The organism is Streptomyces sp. NPDC048644 (genome assembly GCF_043199105.1).
In the GTDB taxonomy this organism is placed as follows: Bacteria; Actinomycetota; Actinomycetes; order Streptomycetales; family Streptomycetaceae; genus Streptomyces.
Genome location: NZ_JBICVO010000003.1, coordinates 179,863 through 203,293 on the forward strand (window position 1 = coordinate 179,863; position 23,431 = coordinate 203,293).

9 protein-coding genes are annotated in these 23,431 nt (G+C 73.6%); 4 read left to right on the plus strand and 5 right to left on the minus strand.

What is annotated here, in order from left to right; all coding sequences use genetic code 11:
• Nucleotides 1–201 precede the first annotated feature (201 nt).
• On the plus strand, nt 202–3,462 hold the full coding sequence (locus ACGFNI_RS07905) for an amidohydrolase family protein (RefSeq protein ID WP_393681657.1): 3,261 nt from the start codon (nt 202–204) through the stop codon (nt 3,460–3,462).
• A gap of 292 nt (nt 3,463–3,754) precedes the next feature.
• Nucleotides 3,755–5,050, plus strand: a complete 1,296-nt coding sequence (locus ACGFNI_RS07910; RefSeq protein ID WP_393681659.1) for an acyl-CoA dehydrogenase family protein — start codon at nt 3,755–3,757, stop codon at nt 5,048–5,050.
• A 78-nt stretch (nt 5,051–5,128) separates the two neighbouring features.
• On the opposite strand, the gene ACGFNI_RS07915 is transcribed toward ACGFNI_RS07910, so the two are convergent.
• From ACGFNI_RS07915 to ACGFNI_RS07935, 5 genes are read right to left on the minus strand one after another with little or no spacing between them, the layout of a single operon-like run.
• Nucleotides 5,129–5,737: a GAF domain-containing protein gene (locus ACGFNI_RS07915; RefSeq protein WP_393681661.1), complete on the minus strand. Its 609-nt coding sequence runs from the start codon at nt 5,735–5,737 to the stop codon at nt 5,129–5,131.
• Complete coding sequence (locus tag ACGFNI_RS07920) at nt 5,734–6,351, minus strand: ATP/GTP-binding protein (RefSeq protein ID WP_393681662.1); 618 nt, start codon at nt 6,349–6,351, stop codon at nt 5,734–5,736. The genes ACGFNI_RS07915 and ACGFNI_RS07920 overlap by 4 nt, the downstream gene beginning before the upstream one ends.
• Entirely contained in the window at nt 6,329–6,730 is a 402-nt protein-coding gene (locus ACGFNI_RS07925) for a DUF742 domain-containing protein (RefSeq protein WP_393681664.1), read from the minus strand. Before ACGFNI_RS07925 ends, ACGFNI_RS07920 begins: the two co-directional genes overlap by 23 nt.
• A 2-nt stretch (nt 6,731–6,732) precedes the next feature.
• Nucleotides 6,733–7,182 carry a roadblock/LC7 domain-containing protein gene (locus ACGFNI_RS07930; protein ID WP_393681665.1) on the minus strand — a complete coding sequence of 150 codons (450 nt, stop codon included), beginning with the start codon at nt 7,180–7,182 and terminating at the stop codon, nt 6,733–6,735.
• Nucleotides 7,172–9,073, minus strand: coding sequence for an ATP-binding protein (locus ACGFNI_RS07935; protein WP_393681667.1), 1,902 nt, complete (start codon nt 9,071–9,073; stop codon nt 7,172–7,174). The genes ACGFNI_RS07930 and ACGFNI_RS07935 overlap by 11 nt, the downstream gene beginning before the upstream one ends.
• Before the next feature lie 1,206 nt (nt 9,074–10,279).
• Here ACGFNI_RS07935 and ACGFNI_RS07940 point away from each other — a divergent pair.
• Both ACGFNI_RS07940 and ACGFNI_RS07945 read left to right on the plus strand, forming a co-directional pair.
• Nucleotides 10,280–14,179, plus strand: a complete 3,900-nt coding sequence (locus tag ACGFNI_RS07940; RefSeq protein WP_393682176.1) for an amino acid adenylation domain-containing protein — start codon at nt 10,280–10,282, stop codon at nt 14,177–14,179.
• Entirely contained in the window at nt 14,176–23,394 is a 9,219-nt protein-coding gene (locus tag ACGFNI_RS07945) for an amino acid adenylation domain-containing protein (protein ID WP_393681669.1), read from the plus strand. The genes ACGFNI_RS07940 and ACGFNI_RS07945 overlap by 4 nt, the downstream gene beginning before the upstream one ends.
• The last annotated feature ends 37 nt before the right edge of the window (nt 23,395–23,431 follow it).

The window sequence follows — 23,431 nt, forward strand, 5'->3', positions numbered from 1 at the left end:
CTGGCCGGCACCCGCTGGGCGCCCACTCTTCCCTCCCGGACCACGGCGCGCCAAGAGGCCGGGCCGTCATCCGGATTCCGGCGAGCGGCGGGAATCCGGACGACACCCCGTCGCGGTGGTTGACCGGTCGCTGACACGACGTGACAGGATCGGCCGGTTCTTGTCGGCGTCACGTCCCAACCCCCTGCCACAGGAGGAACGTTGGACACCACAGACCGATCCGAGACCCCAGTCGCTACAGGCCCTGCCTGCCCCGCGGGCACGCCGGGCCCGGTGCCGCTCAGCCGCCGCAGGTTCCTCCAGGGCACCGCCACGGTGGCAGCCGCCGCCGGGCTGGCCGGCGCGGCCGGGCCGGTGGCGGCGCAGCCGGCCGGCGCCGAGGGCGCGGCGCTCGGCTTCACCGCCGCCACGAACGGCGCGGGATCCCTCTCGCCCGACGGCGGCCACCTGATCGCCGAGATCCAGAACGTCCTGTGGTCGATCCCGCGGGCGGGCGGCGCCGCGCAGGCCCTGACCCCGGCCGACCTGGAGCCCACCCGCCCGGTGTACTCGCCCGACGGCCGCCGGATCGCCGTCTGCGCCTACCGCGGCGGCACCTTCCACCTCTGGACGCTGCGCCCGGACGGCTCGCAGCTGCGGCAGGTCACCGAAGGGCCCTGGGACGACCGCGGCCCCGCCTGGTCACCTGACGGCCACCGGCTCGCGTTCGCATCGGAGCGGGGCGGCGACCCGGTGGCCGGCGGCGGGTACCGGATCTGGGTGCTCGACCTGCGGACCGGGCGGCTGACGCGGGTGACCGGGCTCGACGGGCAGGACGGGCCGCATCAGGACGGCGCCTGGGAGGACTTCGACCCCTGCTGGACGCCGGACGGCTCCCGGATCGTCTTCGTCCGCGGGCGGCCGGTCGACGGCACGCTGGTCTCGCGCACCGTCGCCTCGGCCCCGGCCGACGGCGGCGGCGCGGTGCGCACCGAGCACACCGAGACGGCCGCTGCGCAGGTCATGACGCCTGCGCTCGCCCCGTCCCGGCGGCTGGCGTATCTGCGCACCACCAGTGGTCCCGGCGCCACCTGCACGCTGGTGGTGGACGGCGCCGCGGTTCCGGTCGACGGCGATGTGGAGCCGGTGCCGCCGCGCTGGGTGTCGGGGGACGAGCTGCTGGTGACCGTCGGCGGGCAGTTCCGCATCCTGCGGGCCGACGCTCCCGAGCGGGCCGAAACCGTGGCGTTCACCGCGCGGCTGCCGCTCGACCGGCCGCGCTACCGCGTCAAGGACTACGGCTTCGAACGGACGGCGGTGCGGCCGGTGCGCGGCGTGCATCTGCCCGCGCTCTCCCCCGACGGCCGTCAGATCGCCTTCGCGGCGCTCAACTCGCTGTGGCTGGCGCCGGTTTCGGGCGGCGGTCGGCCGCGTCGCATCGTGCGGGCGTCCCCGACGCGGTACGTCCTCGCGCCGAGCTGGTCCAGGGACGGCCGTGCGCTGCTCTACGCGGACGACCGGGACGGGCTGTTCGCGGTGCGCCGCCATGAGGTGGCGTCCGGCGACGAGACGGTGCTGGCGGCCGGCGGGCGGGTGCATCCGGCGCTGTCGCCCGACGGCCGGCGGCTGGCCGCGCTCGACATGGCGGGCAATCTCGTCGTACGGACCCTGGCGGACGGCACGGAGACGGTGGCGGCGGAGCCGATGGGCGGCGGCGGGCTGCCCGGCAGACCCAGTTGGTCACCGGACGGCAGATATCTGGCGTACTGCGACCGCAACCGGCTCAACCAGCGTTTCCGTGAGGGCTACAACCTCATCCGGGTCGTCGACACCAGGACCGGCAAGGACCGGCTGCACGCGCTCGCCGACCACGTCTCGCTCTCCGACCGCTACGACTCAGGACCCGTGTGGTCGCCCGACGGCCGCTGGATGGCGCTGATCGCCGAGTCCGCGCTGTGGGTGCTGCCGGTGGCGGCCGACGGCAGCCCGGACGGCGCGCCGCGCCGACTCACCGACGAGAGCGCCGACCACCCCTCCTGGTCGGGCGACAGCCGCAGGCTGCTGTACCTGTCGGCCGGCAGGCTGCGGCTGACCGGTGTGTCCGGCGGCCCGGCGCGCAGCGTTCCGCTGGCGCTCGACCACCGTCCCGCACGGGCCAGGGACACCGTCGTCCACGCGGGCAGGTTCTGGGACGGTACCGGCGAAGAGGTCCGTGAGGACGTCGACGTGGTGGTGCGCGAGGGCCGGATCGCCGCCCTCACCCCGCACCGCGCCCACCGCTCGGGCCGGGGCGCGGCCCGCCGGGTGGACGCGTCGGAGCAGACCGTGCTGCCTGGCCTGTGGGACGCGCACACCCACCCGTGGCAGACGACCTACGGCGGCCGGCAGTCCGCGCTGCAACTCGCGTACGGCATCACGACGACGGTGTCCTGCGGCGGCTTCTCGTACGAGCAGGCCCGGCTGCGGGAGGCCATCGCCGCCGGGGTGCTGGCCGGTCCTCGCCTGCTGACCTGCGGGGAGCTGCTGGACGGTGACCGGGTCGCGTACAGCATGGGGCGGGCGCACCGGACCCGGGCGGGGCTGCGCCGCTCGCTGGAGCGGGGTGCGGCGCTGGACTGGGACTTCGTCAAGACGTATGTGCGGGCGCCCGGCTGGGTGATGGAGGAGGCCGCGCGCTTCGCGCACCGGCGGCTTGGCGCCCGCGCCGGAAGTCATCTGCTCACCCCGGGACTTCAGATGGGCCAGGATCTGACGACCCATCTGCAAGCCACGCAGCGGCTGGAGTTCGGGCATGCCATCAGTGCCTCCGGGCACGCCTATCAGGACGTGGCGGAGATCTACACCGGCACGGATTTCCACCTGATCGCGACTCCGTTCTCCGCCACGCCGCTGCTGGGCGAGGATCCGGCGCTCGCCGGGGACGCACGGGTGACGCGGCTGATGCCGCCGTGGGACACCGCCGTGGTCCAGGAGGGCGCGGGGCACCGGCCGACACCAGCCGAACTCGCCGCCATCGCGGTCGAAGTGGAGGTCTACCGGCGGGTGCTGGACGGCGGCGGCGCGGTGGCGCTGGGGACGGACCAGCCGCTGACGCCGGTGGGTCTCGGCCTCCATCTGTGCCTGCGGGCGCTGCACCGCGGCGGTCTGAGTGCGGCGGCGGCGCTGCGTACCGCGACGGCGCTGCCCGCCAAGGTGTTCGGCGCCGAACGGGACCTGGGCACCCTGGAGGTCGGCAAACTCGGTGACATGACATGTGTGGACGGTGATCCGTTCACCGATTTCGCTTCGCTGGTGCGGACCACGGCGGTTCTGCGCGGTGGACGACTGTTCGAGCAGCGAAAATTGGTGGCATCTTTTCCCGCACCGGCGGAATTCGCCGGCGCACAGGGCATGGCAACGCTGCGTACCGGTGACACGTCTGTCAACTGGCTGAAAGTAGGCCACTCACAGCGGCGGGAGACCTGCTGCGACACGGCCCGCTGACCCGGCAACGGGCCCCGGCGGACGGCGCGCCGGGGCCCGGAAGGATCACGGACAGTGCCGGAATCAAGCCTTCCTGTCGCGTAACGGTCATTCGGCCTTATGTTTCATGCTTCAACTCGGCGCATAAATGCAAGGAGTTGATGTTTTATGCGTCATGAAGCAGGTATGCCAACGGGTGTTGCGCCCGGTGAACACTGGACTATGTTGCGAAAAAACGGTGCGCACGACACCACCCGTGCCGCCGCCAGGCGGACGCAGAAAGCGCGGGAATGTACGTGGAGGAGGGCTCGTCTTGCCTCGCTATTTCACCGACCAGCGACATGAATCACTCCGGCAACAGGTGCGGGACTTCGCAGAACGCGAAGTACGCCCCCGCATTGCGGAGATGGAGGCGAGCCGCACCGTTTGCCGTGACCTTTCGCGGCTGATCGCCCGGCAGGGCTGGATAGGAGTGACCGTTCAGCGGGCTTATGGCGGCATGGGCGCCGGACACCTGGCCAAAACCGTGATCATCGAGGAACTGTCCCGGGTGAGCGGCGCGATGGGCGCCATGGTCCAGGCATCCCAGCTCGGCGTGGCCAAAATCGTGCACTTCGGCAGCGAGGAGCAGAAGCGCACCTGGCTGCCCGCCGTGGCCGCCGGCGCCTGCCTGCCGACCATCGCCGTCACCGAACCCGACTCCGGCGGCCACGTCCTCGGCATGGCGAGCCGCGCCGTACGCGACGGCGACGACTATGTGCTCAACGGCCGCAAGATCTACGTCGGCAACAGCCACGTCGGCGATCTGCACGGCGTGATCGTCCGCACCGGCGAGGGCCCCAAGGGCCTGTCGGCGTTCCTCGTGGAGTCCGGCAGGCCGGGCTTCCGGGTCGGCGGGCAGCAACCCGCCATGGGGCTGCACGGCTTCAGCTTCGGGGAGCTGTTCTTCGACAACTGCCGTGTCCCGGCCGCGAACATGCTGGGCGCCGAGGGCGACGGGCTGTCCGTCGCGTACTCGTCGAGCGTGCTGTACGGACGGCCCAACCTGACCGCCGTATCGCTCGGCATCCACCAGGCGGTACTGGAGGAGACCACGCGGTTCTGCGCCGAACGGCGGCGCTACGGACAGCCGTTGGCCGAACTGAACAACATCAAGCTCAAGCTGGGCCGCATCCAGTCCCGGCTGCTGATCGCCAGGCTCTGCGCCTACCACGCGGTGGACCTGCTGGACCAGGGCGAGCCGTGCGACGCGGAGCTGATGAACGCCAAGCTGGTGAACGTGGAGTCCTGCCTGGAGTCGGCGCGCGACGCGATGGAGATCCACGCCGCGTGCGGGCTGTTCACCGACCGGCCGGTGGAACGCTTCCTGCGCGACGCGCACCACATCTTCGCACCGGCCGGCACCTCCGACATCCAGCTGCTGCGGCTGGGCGAACTGGCCCTGGGGCAGGGGAAGGGCGAGTGGTCGAAGCGGCTGTCCCCCCTGCTGCGCCTGGAGTCCGCGGAACGCGGCGGCGACGGGCGCCCGGACGACGGCGCGGCGCCCGTCGTCCCGTCCCCGCGCGCCGCGCCGGAAGCCGAACGGTCCCCCTGCGTGCCGCTGAGCTGAGCACGGTGGCCCGGCCCGCCGCGGGCCGGGCCATGCGCATGCCGGGCGCCGGCATCCGTATACGTCAGACCAAGCTCTTCAGAGCAAGCCGCTCTGCTGCTGTTCCATCCGGTGGATCTGCTCGACGAGTTCGGCGGCCATCGCCTTGATCGTCTCCAGCCCCGCCCGCCCCCAGGGACGCGGTTCGAGATCCACCACGCAGACCGTGCCCAGCGCCATGCCGGTACGGTCGATCAGCGGCGCACCGAGGTAGGAGCGGATGCCGATCTCGTCGACGACGGGGTTGCCCGCGAAGCGCGGGTAGTCGCAGACGTCCTCCAGGACGAGTGCCTTGCGGCGGACGACGACATGCGGGCAGTAGCCGTGATCGCGGGCCATCACCCGGCCCGGCTGCGCGCTCGCCGGGGCAGGACCCAGCTCGATGGGGGCCTGGTCGTCCGACGGGGTGTAGAGCCCGGCGAAGTACTGCTGCCGCTCGTCGATGAAGTTGACCATGGAGTACGGGGCCCGGGTGGTCCTGGCCAGCTTGCGGGCGAAGTCGTCGAAGGCGGGCAGCGGCGACTGCCCGATGCCCAGGGCCCGCAGCCGGGCTACCCGCGCCGGCGCCTCCTCGTCCTCCGGCGTGAGCAGCAGATGACGCGTCGGGTCGTAAGTGGCGTACGGGGTGCGCGAGGCGAGATGGCTCATGGCAGCTCCGGGGTGGCGGCGAGGACGGGGGTGAGCAGATGCTGAACGAGGGCGACCAGGACATTCGTCGCCGAGCTGAACTGGCGGGCGTCGCAGAGCACCACGGGAATGTCAGGGGAGAGGTCCATGGCGGCGCGCACCTCGTCCGGCCCGTAGCGGTGGGAACCGTCGAACTCGTTGACGGCGACGATGAAGTGGATGCCGCGGCGTTCGAAGAAGTCCACGGCGGCGAAGCACTGGTCGAGGCGGCGGGTGTCGGCGATGACCACCGCCCCGAGCGCGCCGTTGGACAGCTCGTCCCACAGGAACCAGAAGCGTTCCTGGCCCGGCGTCCCGAAGAGGTAGAGGACGTGCGCGGGGCTGAGGGTGATCCGGCCGAAGTCCATGGCGACCGTGGTGGTGCTCTTGTCCTCGATACCCGCCAGATCGTCGTGCCCGATGCTGATCTGGGTGAGCAGCTCCTCCGTGCTGAGCGGTTCGATCTCGCTGACCGCTCCGACGAAGGTGGTCTTGCCCACCCCGAAGCCGCCCGCCACCAGGATCTTGAGCGCGATCGGAAAGTCGGCCGGGGCATCGCCCGTGGTCAGGGGGTCACAGTCGTTTGCGAAGGCCATGCAGCACCGCCTCAAGAAGGTCGCGGTCGGTACGGGACGCGGGCCCTGCCGACACGGACGCGGGGGCCCGCGCGGTGAGCGCGCCGCAGTCGACGAGGTCGGCGAGCAGCACCTTGGTGACCGCGGCCGGAAGGCCTATGTGGGCGGCGATCTCCGCCACCGACACGGGACCGCCGCACAGCCCGAGCACCTGGGCGTGGTCGGGCCCGCAGGCCGCCGACCGCTGTCCGGTGGCCATCACCATCGTCAGCAGGTCGAGGTGCGCCGTGGGCCGCGTCCGCCCGTTGCTGACGGTGTACGGGCGGACCAGCCGTCCTGCTTCGTCGTCGTACCATGCGGGTTCCTGGCCCTCCTGCCGTCTTCGGCGGCGTACCGCCATGGTCAGCGACCACCCGCTGACGCCTGTTGGCGAGCCGGGGTGGACAGATACGGCCGGACGCTCTTGACCAGCATCCCCATCTCGTAGCCGAGGACCGCCACATCGGCGTCCCGGTCGGCCAGTACGGCCAGACAGGCGCCGGAGCCCGCGGTGGAGACGAACAGGAAGGTGGACTCCAGCTCGACCACGACCTGGAGGACGTCACCGCCGTCCCCGAAGCGCACCCCCGCGCTGCGGGCCAGCGAGTAGAGGCCGGAGGCCAGGGCCGCCATGTGGTCGGCGCTGTCCGGGTCGAAGCCGTGGGCCGCCTTGACGAGCCCGTCGGAGGACAGCAGGAGCGCGCTGGTGGCGTGCGGCACGCGCTGTACGAGACCGGTCAACAGCCAGGACAGATCGGTCTGCTGACCTCCCGTCAGCTGCGTATGTGCCTGCGTGTGCAGATCACTCACCATGGTTGTGGTCGTCTCCTAGAGCGCGGGCCGACGGGGCCTCGTGGTCGGGTTCGTAGAACAGGTCGTTGCCGCCCAGGCCGCCGAAAACGCCGCTCTGGGTGGGACTGAAGTCGTTGCCGCCGGCGGAGTGGCCGGCTTCGTAGGCGTCGTCGGCGAGGCTGATGCCGCGCCGGAATGCGGCCATCAGGCCGGGGTCGTGCTCAGGTTCGGGGCCCGCGCGGTCCGTGGGGCCCGGCAGGACCGGGTCACCGCGCAGTTCGGGCACGAGGTGCTCCTGCTTGCGGCGGTGCGGCAGGAGGGGCTTGCTGTCGTCGTCGTGCGATGCGGTCGGCAGGGCGACGGGGCCTGGGTCTGCGGACCGCTCCGCCGCGGGCGGGTAGGCGGTGCCGTCGGCCGGATAGGCGGCGCCCGCGTGCGGGTTCCCTTCGCCGTCGCCGCTCTCGTCCGTGGGGTCGGTCGCCGGGGCCCGGTGCCCGGCGGCGGGGGTGCGGACCGGCAGCGGAGGCAGTCCGCCAGGTCCCGGGTGTGGAGTGTGGGTGTCCGGGCTCTCCTCCCGGGGCTGCCGGGGCGCGGCGAGCGGGCCGTCCGCCGCGGGGGCGGGGTGCGGCAGCACCGGCCGGGCGGTCCGCTCCGCCGGTGCTCCGCGCTCCCCCGCCGCTTCGTCGAGCCGGGCGGCGGTCCGGTCGACCGCGCCGCCGGTGTGCGATTCCGGGCCGAGCAGCGACTTCGGCAGGACCAGGACGGCCTGGACGCCGCCGTAGATGTTGCCCTGGAGCCGGACCACGATGCCGTGCCGCCTGGCGAGCGAGGAGACCACGAACAGGCCGATCCTGCCGTCGCTCAACAGCTCGGCCACGTCGATGTGTTCGGGGTCGGCGAGCAGGGCGTTCATCCGCGCCTGTTCGTCCGGCTCCATGCCGAGACCGCGGTCCTCGACCTCCACGGCGAGGCCGGCGGTGACCAGCTGGGCGCGGAGCAGGACGTGGGTCTGCGGGGCGGAGTAGACGGAGGCGTTCTCGACGAGTTCGGCGACGAGGTGGATGACGTCGGCGACGGCGTGGCCGCGCAGGGTGCCCTCGATCGGCGGGACGAGCTTGACCCTGGGGTACTGCTCGACCTCGGCGATGGCCGAGCGCAGCACCTCGGTCATGGTGACCGGACGGCTCCACTGGCGGCGGGAGATGGCGCCGCCGAGCACCGCGAGGTTCTCCGCGTGCCGGCGGGTGCGGGTGGCGAGGTGGTCGACCTGGAAGAGGCCCTTGAGCAGGTCCGGGTCCTCGACCTTGTTCTCCAGATCGTCCAGCAGCTCGATCTCGCGGTGCACCAGCGACTGGAGGCGCCGGGCGAGGTTCACGAAGACCTCGACCTTCTGCTCGCTGCCGCTGGCGTTGCTGCGGGCGATGGCGACCGCGTCGACGACGGCGGACTCGGCGGCCCGTCCGGCCGCCGCCACCTCGTGGGCGAGCAGGTCGAGGGTGTCGCCCGCGGGCGGCGGGGCCGGAACCACGTCGCGGTGCTGGAGCCATTCGCCCTGCCGTACCCGGTCGAGCAGGTTGTAGAGGTCGGACTGGCTGCGGGCGCACACCTGGCGCAGCCGGGCGTAGCGGGCGGCGGTGGCGCGGGCCTCGGAGCCGGCGACGGCGACGGCGGTGAGCACGATGACGACGGTCACCGCGAGGCCGCCGCCGAGCACCGCCCCTTCACTGCCGGTGAGGGCGACACCCGCGCGGGCGACGCAGGCGGTGACGGTGACGCAGACGGCGGTGACGAGCAGGCACGGGATGAGGGTGAGCCGTACCAGCCTGGACCGTATCGCCGAGTCGGCGGCCGATTCCGGGAATGAGGCCCGGCCGTGCCGCCCGCCCTCACGCTCCCGCCGCCGCGCGGTCATCGGTACAGGAGCAGCCCCCGGGGAGCTCTGGGGCCCGGTGGACCTCTGAGTCTCCTGGGACGTCTCGGGCCCCTGGGGGATTGCGGTAGGCATCGGCGCCCTCCGGATCGGCCGTTGGCAGTTCACGGAGCACGCACGCTAGTTGTTGCAGGGGTGGGGTTCAGACCCCCTTGGGCGTTTCGCTACCCCACGCCACCTCCCTAGGAGGGCGCCGAGGGCACAGCCGTACGAATCCAGGAGAACTGGCGTTCCGATGGAGGGAGTTCAGCCACGTTCGAGGACGCCCGCCGGCGTCCGCCGACTCGCACGGAGATGCGCGGGAGCCGGGGCCGCCGCCCGCGCGCCGCCGCGGTCCCGCGAGAGGTGCGCAGGGCGTCCTCGGGGAGTCAAGGGGATATCCGGTCGGAACCTCGGCTCCGCCGACGGCACATGACACGCGTGAGGCGTCGGCCGCACCCTCGCCGGAGCTGCGTCCGGCAGGCGTTTCCGCCACGGAACAGGCAGGGCACCCGCCGCGCCGGCCCGTCTCCCCCATGGCCGAGTTCCGCGCCGCTCCACCCGCCAGGTCACCGCGAATGTTCGGCTTCGAAGGCAGGTAGTTGAAAGCGGGGCGATAGCGTACCCACGCACCCGGGCGCCGCGTCAAGGGCCAAAAGTGCCGCCCTGAAGACCAGTTCTCCCCTCCCCTGATGACCATTGACAGGCTATTGGCGCGTGATCAATTATCGCCGTGCGCCCGGCGTCCCCAGCGTTTCGCTCCTGCCGTCCGGCGCGAAGTCCGTCCGTCCGCCGTGCGGCTCACGAGGAAGCTGGTACCCCTGTGCAACTCCGCCCCGGCGTCCACGACCTGCGTTGGCAACGTTGTCGGCTCCTGCCGTGAGCGCGCCCGCAGATGACCGTGCGCACCTCCCCCTCCGGCGTCGGCGTCAGGTGACCTGAACGGTCCGCCGACCAGCGTTCCCGGAGCCGTCCGGGCGGGCCGCTCCTCCCTCATCCCCGCACACCCGACACCCCACCCCCTTCCCGACTTCGCGCGCCCCGACAGCCGGATGTCTGCGCGAACGTCCCATTCTCCGCAGAGGGGAAGAACACGCCTTGCCGTCTCCGCACACCCCCCACCCCGTTCCCTCCCGCCCGTCCGCCCTTCTCCCGGCCGACCCCGCCCCACCTGCGGCGGTGGCGCCCTCGTCCTTCCCGCAGCAGCGCATGTGGTTCCTGTCCCAACTGCCGGGCGCCGGAGCGGCGTACAACGAGGCGATGGCCTTCCGGCTGCGCGGGCCGCTCGACCGGCAGGTGCTCGGGCAGACGCTCGACGCGCTGGTCCGCAGGCACGAGACGCTGCGGACCCGGCTCGCCGAGGTCGGGGGCGAGGTGCTCCAGCACATCGATCCGCCCGGGACCGGCTTCGCGCTGGTGGTGGAGGACCTCACGGGCCGTGCCGACGCCGGAGAGCGGCTGGCCGCCCGGCAGCGCGAGGAGCTGACCACCCCCTTCGACCTGCACCGGGGGCCGCTCGGCCGGGCCCGTCTCCTGGTCATGGGCGAGCGGCAGCACGTCCTGCTGCTGACGATGCACCACTCCGTCTTCGACGGCTGGTCGATGGAGGTGTTCTACCGCGAACTGGGGCTCTGCTACGCGGCGTCGGTGAGCTGTGCCCCCGATCCGCTGCCGGCGCCGGAGCACCAGTACGCCGATTACGCCCGCGCGCAGCGGGCCGAGGCCACGGGCGACGAGTCCGCCGCGCAGGCCACGTACTGGCAGCAGCACCTCGCCGGCGCGCCCGCCCTCCTCGCGCTGCCCACCGACCGTCCACGCCCGCCCGAGCAGGACCACCGCGGCGGTCGCGTCGGCTTCAGCCTGGACAAGGAACTCACCGCGGCGCTCAAGTCGGTGGCGCGCAGGTCGGGCGGCACGCTGTTCGTCGCCGCGCTCACCGGCTGGTCGGTGCTGCTGTCCCGGCTGACCGGGCAGCACGACATCGTGGTGGGCACCCCGACGGCCAACCGCGGCCACGGTGACGTGAAGGGGCTGATCGGCTTCTTCGTCAACTCCCTCCCGCTGCGCGTCGACCTGTCCGGCACGCCGACGGCGGCGGACGCGCTGAAGCGGGTGCGCGGGGTCGTCCGCGGCGCGCTCGACCATCAGGACCTGCCCTTCGAACGCATCGTGGAACTGGTCAACCCGCCGCGCAGCCCCGCGCACACCCCGCTGTTCCAGACCATGTGCGCCTGGGTCTCCGACCAGCAGGGGATGCTCGCCCTGCCGGACATCGAGGTGGAGCCGCTCGACATCCCCGGCGCAGCCGCCAAGTTCGACCTGGCGCTGTCGCTGACGGAGACCGACGGGCGAGTCGTCGGCCATCTCGACTACGCATCCGCCCTGTTCGACCGGGCGACGGTCGAGCGGTACGCCCGGTACCTGCACCACCTGCTGGCGGCCATGGCCGAGCGGCCAGGCACCTGCGTCGCGGACCTCCCGCTGATGGCCGACGAGGAGACCAGGCGGCTGGTGGCGGACTGGGACGCCGGACGCCCGGACGCCGTACCGGACGCGCCCTGTGCCCCGGACGGTCTGGTGCGGCGTTTCGAGGACGGGGTACGGCTGCGGCCCGACGCACCGGCGCTGGTCTGCGGCGGCGTCCGGCACAGTTACGCGGAGCTGGACCGGCGGGCCAACCGCGTCGCGCACGCGCTGGCGGCCCGCGGCGCCGGGCCAGGACAGGTGGTCGGCGTGCACGCGGGGCGTACCGCGGAGCTGGTGGTGGGGATTCTCGGGGTCCTGAAGGCGGGTGCCGCCTGGCTCCCGCTCGATCCGGCGCAGCCCGCAGCCCGGCTGGACGCGATGGTCGAAGACGCGGCGCCCGCGCTCGTCCTCAGCGACCTCGGTGACCCGGACGCGCGGCCGGGTCCGTGGCGTTCCCTGCGCGCGGTCGAGGCGGAGGCCACCCGCGAGGACGCACCCGGCGTGCGCATACCGGCCTCACAGCCGGCCTACGTGATCTACACGTCGGGGTCGACCGGCCGCCCCAAGGGCGTCGCGGTGACGCAGGCGAGCGTCCTGAACCTCTTCGACACCTGGTCGGCCCGGATGGGGGCAGAGCCGGGTGAGGCGTCGTCGGCGTGGTCCGGCATCGGCTTCGACGCGTCCGTGCACGAGCTGCTGCTGCCGCTCACCACGGGCGGCGTCCTGCACCTGGTCCCCGACGAGCTGCGGGGCGACCCCGAGGCGCTGCTGGGGTGGATGCGGGAGCACCGGATCGGGCAGGCGTTCCTGCCGCCCGCGTACATCAAGTGGATCGACGAGGATCCCGCGCGGCGCCTGGCGGGGCTGAGTCTGCGGCGGCTGCTGACCGGCGTGGAGTCGCTGCCCGAGATGGCGCTGTACCGCATGACGCAGCAGCTGCCGGGGCTGCGCGTCTGTTACGGCTACGGCCCCACCGAGGCCACGCTCTACAGCACCGCCTACTACGACCCGCAGCCGCTGGAGCGGCAGTGCCCGATCGGCAGGCCGCTGCCCGGCACGCGGATGTATCTGCTGGACGACCGTCTCCTGCCGGTGCCCGCCGGGGTCGCGGGTGAGGTGTACCTCGGCGGCGCGAGCCTGGCGCAGGGCTATCTGCACCGGCCCGATCTGACGGGAGAACGGTTCGTCGCCGACCCGTTCGTCCCCGGCGGGCGGCTGTACCGCACCGGTGACCTGGCCCGGCGGCTGCCCGACGGCAACGCCGAGTACCTGGGCCGCACGGACGACCAGGTGAAGCTGCGCGGCTTCCGCATCGAGCCTGGCGAGGTCGAGGCGGCGATCCTGGCGCTCGACGGGGTCCGGGAGGCGGCGGTGCTCGCGGACCGCGCGGCGGACGGCCGGCTGCGCCTGGTGGCCGGTGTCGGCAGGGGCGACGCGGCCCCGCGCCCGCCGCACGAATGGCGCGCCCTTCTGGCGGAGCGGCTGCCCGACTACATGATCCCCGCCCGCTTCGTGGAGGTGGCGTCCCTGCCGCTCAACCGCAGCGGCAAGCTCGACCGGGCGGCCCTGCTGGAGCGGGCGCGCGCCACGGCGAGCACCCAGGTCAACACGGCGAGTCCGCGCGACCACATAGAGCTGGGCCTCTATCAGATGTGGCAGGAGATCCTGCTGACCGACGACATCGGCATCCGCGACAGCTTCTTCGATCTGGGCGGCACGTCGCTGTCCGCGATCAAGATGGCGCACGGGGTGCGGGAGCGTCTCGGCGAGGCGGTCGCGGTCCGCGACATCATGCTCCACCCGACCATCGAGGATCTCGGCGGGCTCATCAGGCGGGGCGCGGCCGGGCGGCCTTCGAGCAACCTCATCGCGTTCCGGGCCGGTTCGGACGGCCGTCGCGTGGTGTGCGTGCATCCGGCCGGCGGGACCGCCTTCTGCTACCTGTCCCTGGCCAAGGCGCTGCCGGACAGCGTCGGTCTGTACGGCATACAGTCACCGGGCATCAACCCCGGCGAATCGTTCCTGCCGAGCGTCGAGGCCATGGCGGAGGCGTATCTGCGGCTCATCGAGCCGCTGGGCGACGGCCCGTTGGTGCTGACCGGCCTCTCCTACGGCGGTCTCGTCGCGCACGAGATGGGGCGCCGGCTGGCCGCCGCGGGCAGGACCGGCGTCAGCGTGGTCCTGCTCGACACACAGGCCACCGACGACCCGGCCGAGCGCGCCGCCGTCACGCCGGTGGACATGGCCGAGTTCCGCGACAAGCTGGTCCGTTTCAACGGCATGTACCCCGGCATCGACGACGCGCAGATCGAGCAGTACTTCCGCGTCTACAACCACAACCGCATGACGGCGCGCGTGCACGTCCCCGCCCGTTCGGCGGCGCGGCTGGTGCTGTTGCAGGCGGTCGGCGGCGGCGCGGACGAGACGTTCACCGACGCCGTGCGGACGTTCTGGCGCGAGCGGGCCGACGGCGGTTACGACGTGGAGCCGGTGGACTGCGACCACTGGGAAATGCTGGAGAGCGCCGGGACGCCGCTGATCGCCGCCGTGATCGAGCGGGAACTGGCGCGGTGCGCGCCGCCACCACCCGGGCCCCGTCCCGCGCCGCAGGACGCCACCGCCCTTGTCCGGGAGGCACGATGACCGGCCACTCCCCCGAGACGCCCCCTCCCCCGGCCGCGGCAAGACTGGCGGACGCGGTGGTCGCCGGGCTGCGGCGCGCGCCGCACACCCCCGCGATCGTGGACGGCGGGCGGGTGACCGACCGTGCCGGGCTCGACCGGCTGAGCGCGGCGGTCGCCGCTGCCCTGCGCCGCCACGGGGTCAGCCCCGGCCAGTCCGTCGCGGTGTGCCTGCCGCGTTCCCTGCAGTTGGTCTGCGTGCTGCTCGGCGTGCTGCGGGCCGGCGCCGTGGTGGTGCCCCTGGACGCGCAGAGCCCGCCCGAGCGGCGGGCGCACATGCTGCGGGATGCGGGCGCCACGGTGCTGGTGCACGAGGACACGGCACCACAGGAGGCGCTGCCCCCTGCCGTCACCGGAATCGCGGCCTCGGCGCTGCTGGCCTCCGCCGACGAGCCCAGCGGCCTCCCGCCCGAACCGGACGCTGTGCCGGCGGAACCGTCCGCGCGCACCCCGACCGCCCTCCTCCTCTACACCTCGGGAAGTACCGGGCGCCCCAAGGGAGTTGAGGTGCCGGACGCCGGTGTCCTGCGGCTGGCCCGCGAGGGCTACCTCGACCTGCCCGACGGCGCCCGCTACGCCTGCCTGTCCAACCCCGCCTTCGACGCCCTGACCTTCGAGATATGGGTGCCGCTGCTGACCGGCGGCTGCTGCGTGATCCTGTCCGACGCGGACGTGCAGACGCCTGACGCGCTGGCCGCGGCGGTGCGCCGGGAGGCCGTCGACACCCTGTTCGTGACGTCCGCGCTGTTCAACGCGGTGACCCACGAGGTGCCCGACTGCTTCTCCTCGGTGGGGCAGGTCCTGATCGGCGGCGAGCAGCTCAACGCCCGTGCGGTCGGCCGCTGGTACCGGCACAACGCGGCCAGGTCCGCGACCCGGCTGTTCAACGTCTACGGGCCGACCGAGTCCACCACGTTCGCGCTGTGCCATCCCGTCCCGCGTGACTTCGACGCCGACGTCGTCCCGCTGGGCGAGGCGCTGCCGGGCACCGGCGCGCTCCTCGTCGCGGACGGCACCCGGCAGGCGCGGACCGGGGAAATCGCGGAACTCTACCTGTCGGGGGACGGGCTGGCAGCCGGGTACCGCAACCTGCCCGACGAGACGGCCCGCCGCTTCGTGACGCTGCCGTGGCACGACGCGGGACGCACCCGCTGGTACCGCACCGGCGACCTCGTGCGCCGGGACGGTGCGGGCCTGCTCACGTACGTGGGCCGCGTCGACCGGCAGGTCAAGGTGCGCGGCTTCCGCATCGAGCCGGGTGAGATCGAGCGGTGCCTGGAGTCCCACCCGGCGATCCGGCAGGCGTACGTCTGCGCCCGCCGCGACACCGCGGGCGCCCAGGAACTCCTGGCCCATCTCGTCCCGGACGGCGAGCTGTCCTTCGAGCAGTGCGACCGTCATCTGGCCGCCGGGCTGCCCGCCTACATGCGCCCGCACCACCTGTTCGTCGTGGACGCGCTCCCCCTCACCGCCAACGGCAAGGTCGACCGGGACGCGCTGCTGTCCGGGGGCGGCGCTCCGTGGCGGCCCGCCGGTGGCGCGGACACCGGCACCACGCCCTGGCAGCGCGAGCTGTTCGACCTCGCAGGTGCCGTGCTCGGCACCACGGACCTGCGGCCCGACGACCGGTGGATCCCGCTGGGCGGCGACTCCATCAAGGCGCTGCGGCTCCGCTTCGAGGTGCGCAGGCGCTACGGCTGCGACGTGCCGCAGTCGGTGGTGCTCGGCTCCGATCTCGCCGCGCTGGCCGCCGCCGTCGCGGCGGGCCGCGCCGCGGGCGACCGCGTCCACCCGCCGCTGCCCGCCCCCGAAGCCGGTCGCGACAGCGCACCTGCCACCGCCGAACAGCAGCGCCTGTGGCTGCTCCAGCAGCGCGCCCCGCACTCCCGCGCCTACGACGTGCCCCTCGCCTTCCGGGTCAGCGGCGACCTCGACGTCCCCGCGCTGCGCCGGGCACTCCGGCAGCTGGTCGCACGCCATCCCGCGCTGCGCACCGGGTTCGCCGCCACGGCCGGCGGGCTCGTGCAGCGGGTGGCCGAGCCGTACGACCCGTGGCAGCCGCTCGGGTCCGCCGACGGAGCGGACGAGGAGGCGGCGGCCCGTCAACTGGCGGGCGCGCCCTTCGACCTGGCCGATCCCCGGATGCTCAGAGCGGGCCTGCTGCCGCGGGACGGCGGCGGGACGCTGCTGCTGTACCTGCATCACATCGCCGTCGACGGCTGGTCGCTCAACGTCCTGTTCCGCGACCTGTCCACCGGCTACACCGCGGCCCTGTGCGACGGTGCGGAGCCGGAAGCAGGACCGGCGGCGGACGGCGGCGCCCCCACACCGCTCGACCTGGCACTCTGGCAGGCCGGCTGGCACACGCACGACGCCTACCGCACCCAGCGCGAGGAGCTGCGGGCGTACTACGAAGGACTGTCGCCCGCCTCCCCCGCCCTGGAGCCGCTGCACACCGCGGGGCACCCTGTGGCCCGCCTGGTGCGCACCTCGCTCGGCCCGGCGCGGCGCACGGCCCTGGACCGGCTGACCGCCGAACTGGGCCTGACCCGCTTCCACGTGCTGCTCAGCGCGTACGCATGGAGCCTGTACGGCGTCACCGGGCAGACCCGTCCCGTCATCGCCGCCCCGGTCGCCGGACGGCCGCTGCCCGACTTCGAGTCCAGCGTCGGCATGTTCGCCAACACCGTGCTGCTGCCGGTCACCCTCGACCCGGGAGCCGAACTCGGCGTTCAGGTACGGGAGTTGTCGGCCGGTGTGCAGACGGTGCTTGACCGGCAGGACGTGGGGCTCGCCGACGTCCTGGAAGGCCGGGGCACCCGCACCGGAGGGGCGCCCTTCGACTTCCTGTTCGTCCTGGAGAACACCGACTTCGGGGCGCTGGCGCTGGCGGGCTGCGAGAGCCGTCCGGAGTTCCTGCAGCCGGCCGAGGCCAAGTGCCCGCTGACGCTGTCCGTGGTCGAGCACGAGGACGGCATCGACTGCCTGTGGGAGTACGCCGACGACCACTTCGGCCCCGCGGACATCGAGTCCCTCGCGGACCTGTTCGTCCAGGGGCTCGACCGGCTGGCCGCGGGCGGTGGCGGCACCCTCGCCGACGTCGTGGCCCCCTACCGGGGTGCGCTCGCCGACCCCGGCCGCGGTACGCCGGGCACACCCGCCTTCACCACCGTGGCCGACGGCTTCGCCCGCCAGGTGCGGCGCACCCCACACGCCCCCGCGGTGACCTGCGGCGACCGCACGCTCAGCTACCGCGAACTGGACGCGCAGGCAGCGGTGTTGGCCGCCGAGCTGCGCACCCGGTACCCGCTGCCGGCCGCTGAAGCGCCCGCCTGTGTGGCGCTGCACCTGCCGCCGTCCGTCGAGCACGTGGTGGCGCTGCTCGCGCTGGCCCGCCTCAACGTGACCGCGGTGCCGCTCGACCCGTCCTATCCGCCGGCGCTGCTGCGGCAGGTGCTCGGGCGCGTCGAACCGCTCTGCGTGCTGCTGTCGCCTGGCGCGGATTCCGCCATCGACGCCGTCGCAGGTGCGGATCTGCCGCGCCACCCGGTCGCCCTGCCGCAGGATCCGCCCGCCCCGCAGGCTCATGAGCCCCACCAGGGCCTGCGACCGCTGTACATCCTGTTCACCTCCGGCTCCACGGGCACGCCCAAGGGTGTCCAGGTGCCCGACCGGACCCTGTGCAACCTGCTGTCGTGGCAGGCCGAAGAGGGCGGCCTCAAGGGGCCCGCCGTCACCCAGCAGTTCGCGATGCTGTCCTTCGACGTGTCCTTCCAGGAAATCTTCACCACCCTGTGCGGCGGCGGTCTGCTGCATCTGATCCGGCCGGGCCTGCGCCAGGACGTGCCCGCCCTCCTGGAACAGCTGGAGACCGCCGCCGTCGAACGCGTCTTCCTGCCGTACGTGGCCCTGAACCTGCTCGCCGAGCACGGCCTGCGGCTGGGCCGCTACCCGTCGCGGCTGCGGGAAGTGGTCACCGCGGGCGAGCAGTTGGTGTGCACCGACGCGATCCGCCGCTGGTTCGCCGGGCTGCCCGGCGCGCGGCTGTGCAATCACTACGGGCCGACCGAGACGCACGTGGTGAGCGGACTGTGCCTGGACGGCGACCCCGCACGCTGGCCGGACCGCCCCGCCATCGGCCGCCCGGTGGCGCACGCGCACCTCCGGGTGGTCGACGACGCCGGACAGCCCCTGCCGCCCGGCCGCACGGGCCACCTGCTCATCGGCGGCCCCATGGCCGCGCCCTGCTACGTCGGTGACGCCGCGCTCAACCGGGACCGGTTCACGGCCGCCGGGGACGCCGGCACCTACTACCGCAGCGGTGACCTCGCCCGCTTCGACCGGCAGGGCCTGCTGCACTACGCGGGGCGCGAGGACGAGCAGGTCAAGATCAGCGGGCAGCGCGTCGAACCCGGCCAGATCGAGGCCGCGTTGCTGCGCCACCCCCGGGTCGTCCAGGCCGTCGTCGTTCTCGACGGCGGGCAGCTGGTGGCCTGCCTCCAGTGGCGTGACGGGGCGGCCCTGCCACCTGACCTCGGCGCCCACCTCGCGGCGCTGCTCCCTGCCCACCTGCGCGTCCACCGCTTCCGCCGCCTGCACACGCTGCCCCGTACCCCCAGCGGCAAGCTGGACCGCAGGGCGGCGCTGGAGGCGAGCACGGAGGAGCCGGGCACCGCCGTCGGCGCCGAGCGGGTGTCCGGCGTCCCGGCGCACGAGGCGCGCCTGTCCGAGCTGTTCACCGCGGCCACCGGCCGGCGCGTCTCCCCCGAGCAGCGCTTCTTCGACGCCGGTGCCACCAGCCTCGACCTGATGCGCTTCCACCTGCGCTGCGTCGGCGAACCCGGCCTGGACTTCACCATCCCCGACCTGTTCGCACACGTGACGATCCGGGCGCTGGGCCGCTTCCTCGACGACCGGTCCCGCGCGGGCGACGCGGCGGCGGCCGTCCCCGCGCCCGCCGCCCCCGGTAACGAGCCGATCGCCGTCATCGGCATGGCCGTCCGGCTGCCCGGCGCCCGGGACCTGGGCGCCTTCTGGGACCTGATCGACTCCGGCGCGGAGGGCATCGAGCACTTCGACGCCCCGGACGGGACGGTGGGCGCCCGCAGCCAGATGGACGGCCTGCTGGACTTCGACCCCGGCCACTTCGGCATCAGCCGCCAGGAGGCCAGGCTGATGGACCCCCAGCAACGGCACCTGCTGATGAGCTGCGTCGAGGCGCTCGCGCACGCCGGTATCGCCGATCCGGCGCCACGGCGCGTCGGACTCGTCGCCGGGTGCGGCGAGAACACGTACTTCCAGACGATGCTGCGCGAGGGCGACCCGGCGGCGCTGCCCGACTCCTTCCAGCTCGCCCTCCACCACGACAAGGACTTCCTCGCCACCAAGGCCGCGTTCCATCTGGGACTCACCGGCCCGGCGCTCACCGTGCAGGCCGCCTGCACCAGTTCACTGGCCGGCGTCCACATCGCCGCCGGGCTGCTGCGGCAGGGCGACGCCGACGTCATGCTCGCCGGCGGAGTCCTGGTCGACACCCGGCTCCGCGACGGCTACACCTACCGGCCGCAGCACGTCTTCTCCCCCGACGGCCACTGCCGGCCCTTCAGCGACGACGCGGGCGGCACCATCGGCGCCAGCGGCGTCGGCGTGGTCGTCCTGAAACGGCTCTCGCAGGCCCGGCGCGACGGGGACACCGTCTACGCCGTCGTCACCGGCTCCGCCCTGAACAACGACGGCGCCGACAAGATGAGTTACAGCGCCCCCTCCCTCGCGGGGCAGCGCGAGGTCATCCGTACCGCGCTGGAGCGCAGCGGACGCAGCGGCGCCGACATCGGCTATGTGGAGGCGCACGGTACGGGCACCCGGCTGGGCGACCCGGTGGAAGTGGGCGCCCTGCGCCAGGCGTTCGGGCCTGCGGAGTCCGGGCGCTGCGCGCTGTCGTCCGTCAAGAGCCAGATCGGGCACCTCGGCGCCGCCTCCGGTGTCGTCGGGCTGGTGCGGGCCGTCCTCGCGGTGCACCACGGCCGGATACCACCCAACGTCGGCTTCCGGCGCCTCAATCCGCACATCGGCGACGACGCGGCGCCGTTCCACATACCGGGCAGGTCCGCTCCGTGGCCGCCCGGCAGGCCGCGGGTGGCGGCCGTCAGCAGCTTCGGCATCGGCGGCACCAACGCCCACCTGATCCTCGAACAGGGCGCGCCGGACCGCCCCGCGCCTGACCTCGACACCGTGCCCTGCCTCGTCCTGTCCAGCCGCAGCGAGGCGGGACTGCGGGCCGAAGCGGCGCACATCGCGGACTACTTGAGCATCCGCCCGGAGCGTTACGCACAGGTGCTGCGCCACCTCCAGGCGGGCCGTCCCGCGCACCGGTGGCGCGCCGCCGCCGTCTGCCCCGACGCCGCGTCGGCCGTCGCGTGGCTGCGGACCGCCACCGGCACCCCCGCACCCCCCGACGACGAGGCGCCGCCAGGCCCCGGCCTGCCGACCGGTCCCGGCCTCACCCCGGAACAACGGGCCGCCGCCTGGACGGCAGGGCACCCCGTCCGGTGGCCGGCCGGCCCCGCCCAGGCCCCCTGGGACTTCCCGCCGCCCGCCTTCGACCTGTCCGAGCACGACTTCCCCCGGCCCGCGCCCCACGCACCGGACGGGCCCGGCGAGGCACACAGGCTCCCCGGCGACCGCTGGCTGCACCAGCCCGCCTGGACCCGGCTGTGCCGGGCCAACACCGTCACGGATCAGGCGAGTTCACGGACGCTGGCCGTCATGACCGCCACCCAGGACGATGCCACCGACTGGCACGCCCTGGCACCGGCGTACGGACGGGTGGTCCAGGTCACCGCCGCCGACGGCTTCGCCCGGTGCGCCGACGACGTCTACACCGTCGATCCCGCCGACGCCGCCTCGCTCGGCCTGCTGCTGCGCGCCCTGCGGGAGGCGGCGCCCGACGGTATCGACTGGCTGCACGCGCTGCCGCTCTCGGTGACGGGCGAGGTCGGCGACACGTCTCTCGCGCGGGCCCGCTGGGCGTGTCTCGACACCCCGGCCGCGCTGGTGCGGGCACTCGCCGAGAACCCCGAAGCCGCACCCGCGACGCGCGTCCGGTGGCTTTCGCACCGCGCCCAGCCGGTCGAAGGCCCGGTCGGGCGTCCCGAACTCGGCCTGCTCGCGGGGGCCGTTGACGTACCGCGTCAGGAGACCGGCCTGGCCGCGCACTGGCTCGACCTGCCGACCTCACGGCCCGCGGACTGGGCCGCGGCACTGGCGTCCGTGCCGGCCGGCGAGCCCGGAGACGACCCTGATGCGCTGCCCCGGCGGCTGGCGCTGCGCTCCGGATACTGGTGGCACGCGACACCGCAGCCCGTCACGGCTCCCGCGCCGCGGCCCCGCCCGTCCGGCGGCGAAGCGGGCTGCTGGCTCGTGCTGGGCGGCACCGGCGGTATCGGCAGCAGCATCGCCGCGCACCTGCTGGAGACGACGGACTGCCGCGTCGCCCTGCTGGCCAGGCGCGCCAACCTGCCGCAAGCGCTGGCACGTTGGGCGGACCGCGTCGAGCTGATCGAGGCCGACCTGGCCGCCGAGCCGCCCGAGCGGATACGCGCCCGCATCGACGGGAACGGCCCGCCCATCGACGGCATCGTCCACGCGGCCGGCCTCGCCTCCGGTGCCCTGCTGGTGCGGCGCGACGCCGACGCCATGCGGCACGGGACGGCCGCCAAGCTGCGCGGTGCCCTGCTGATGGAAGAGCTCATCGCCACGCACCGCCCCGCCCACGCCGTCTACTGCTCGTCGATGTCGGCCTGGTACGGCGGCACCGGACAGTTCGACTACGCCGCCGCCAACGGGCTCCTGGACGGTTTCGCCCAGTACCGTCCAGGGCCGCCCGACGACACCGTCCGCATCGCCATCGACTGGGACATCTGGCGCGACGTGGGCATGGCCGGGAACGCCCTGCCGCACGACACCAGGCACCGCGCCCACCTGGCGGTCGGTCTGACCACCGACGAGGGCCGGCGGGTGTTCGCGGACGCGCTGCGGCGCCAACTCCCGCACCTGATGGTCTCGACCACGGACCTCGGCCACGCCCGGTCGTTCTACGAGCGGGCCGAACCCGCCCCGGCTCCGGACACGGAGGCTTCGGGCCCGGCCCACGACAGCCCGGCTCACCACTCCGTCCCGACCGCCGACGAACTGTCCGGCCTGCTGTGCCGGTTGCTGGGGACGGACTCCCTCGACCCGTCGGCCTCGCTGTACGACCTGGGCGCCGACTCCCTGGCGTTCCTCGAACTGATCACGGACATCCACGACCGGTACGGGATCGAGCTGGAACTGTCCCGGTTCAGCCACCGGGTCAGCGTCGACGAGATACGCGGACACCTCGGTGCCGCGGCCCGCGCCGGGGCTCCGGACGACGATCCGGTACGGCTGGAGATCTGGCAGGAAGGCACCGGCCGCGACGTGCTGTGCCTGGTGCACCCCGTGGGCGGCGACATCCAGGCGTACCGGCCCCTGGTCACGGCCCTCGATCCCCGGCTGACGGTGTGCCTGATCGCGGACCCCGCGCTGCACGACCCCGGGCTGCCCTCCTGGACCCTCGCCGAACGCGCCGCGCGCTACCAGGCGGCGCTGGAGGCCCGCTTCCCGCACGGCACCTGGCGACGGCGCCTGGCCGGCTGGTCGTTCGGCGCCTGGGTGGCCCTGTCCATGGCGGCCACCGCCGAGGCGGACGCGCGGCCCGTGGACCACGTCTACCTGCTCGACCCGCCGCCGCCCGGCGCGGGCCCGCTACTCGGCGGCTACGACGAGCAGCAGATCCGCACGGTCTTCGCCCACGAACTGGCCCGGCAGGACACCGGCGGCCCGCCCGGCGCCGAGGCACGGCAGTACGCGGACCGGCTCACCCGGTGCTGCCGCGCGAATCTGCACAGCATGGCGGACCACCGGCTGCCGCGGCTGCGCCGCACGGCGAGCACGGTGTGGCTGGCCGTACTGCCCACGCCTGGGCTGCCGTCGCCGGGATCGCCCGACGCTCAGGCCACGGCCTGGGAGGCGCTGCTGCCCCGGCCGTCGGGCCTGCACCACCTGGAGACCGGCCACTACGACATCGTGCGGGAGCCCCAGGTGAAGCACGTCAGCGAGGCCGTCAACGCGGACACGCCCCGCACGGACGGGAGTTGACCACGTCCGGCCACGGCCACGGCCTGTGACCACCACC

Bases quoted from the DNA above. Each gene is read 5' to 3' on its own strand.
- ACGFNI_RS07925 (WP_393681664.1), bottom strand. From the start codon at position 6,730: ATGGCGGTACGCCGCCGAAGACGGCAGGAGGGCCAGGAACCCGCATGG.
- ACGFNI_RS07945 (WP_393681669.1), top strand. From the start codon at position 14,176: ATGACCGGCCACTCCCCCGAGACGCCCCCTCCCCCGGCCGCGGCAAGA.
- ACGFNI_RS07940 (WP_393682176.1), top strand. From the start codon at position 10,280: ATGTGGTTCCTGTCCCAACTGCCGGGCGCCGGAGCGGCGTACAACGAG.
- ACGFNI_RS07930 (WP_393681665.1), bottom strand. From the start codon at position 7,182: ATGGTGAGTGATCTGCACACGCAGGCACATACGCAGCTGACGGGAGGT.
- ACGFNI_RS07915 (WP_393681661.1), bottom strand. From the start codon at position 5,737: ATGAGCCATCTCGCCTCGCGCACCCCGTACGCCACTTACGACCCGACG.
- ACGFNI_RS07935 (WP_393681667.1), bottom strand. From the start codon at position 9,073: ATGACCGCGCGGCGGCGGGAGCGTGAGGGCGGGCGGCACGGCCGGGCC.
- ACGFNI_RS07920 (WP_393681662.1), bottom strand. From the start codon at position 6,351: ATGGCCTTCGCAAACGACTGTGACCCCCTGACCACGGGCGATGCCCCG.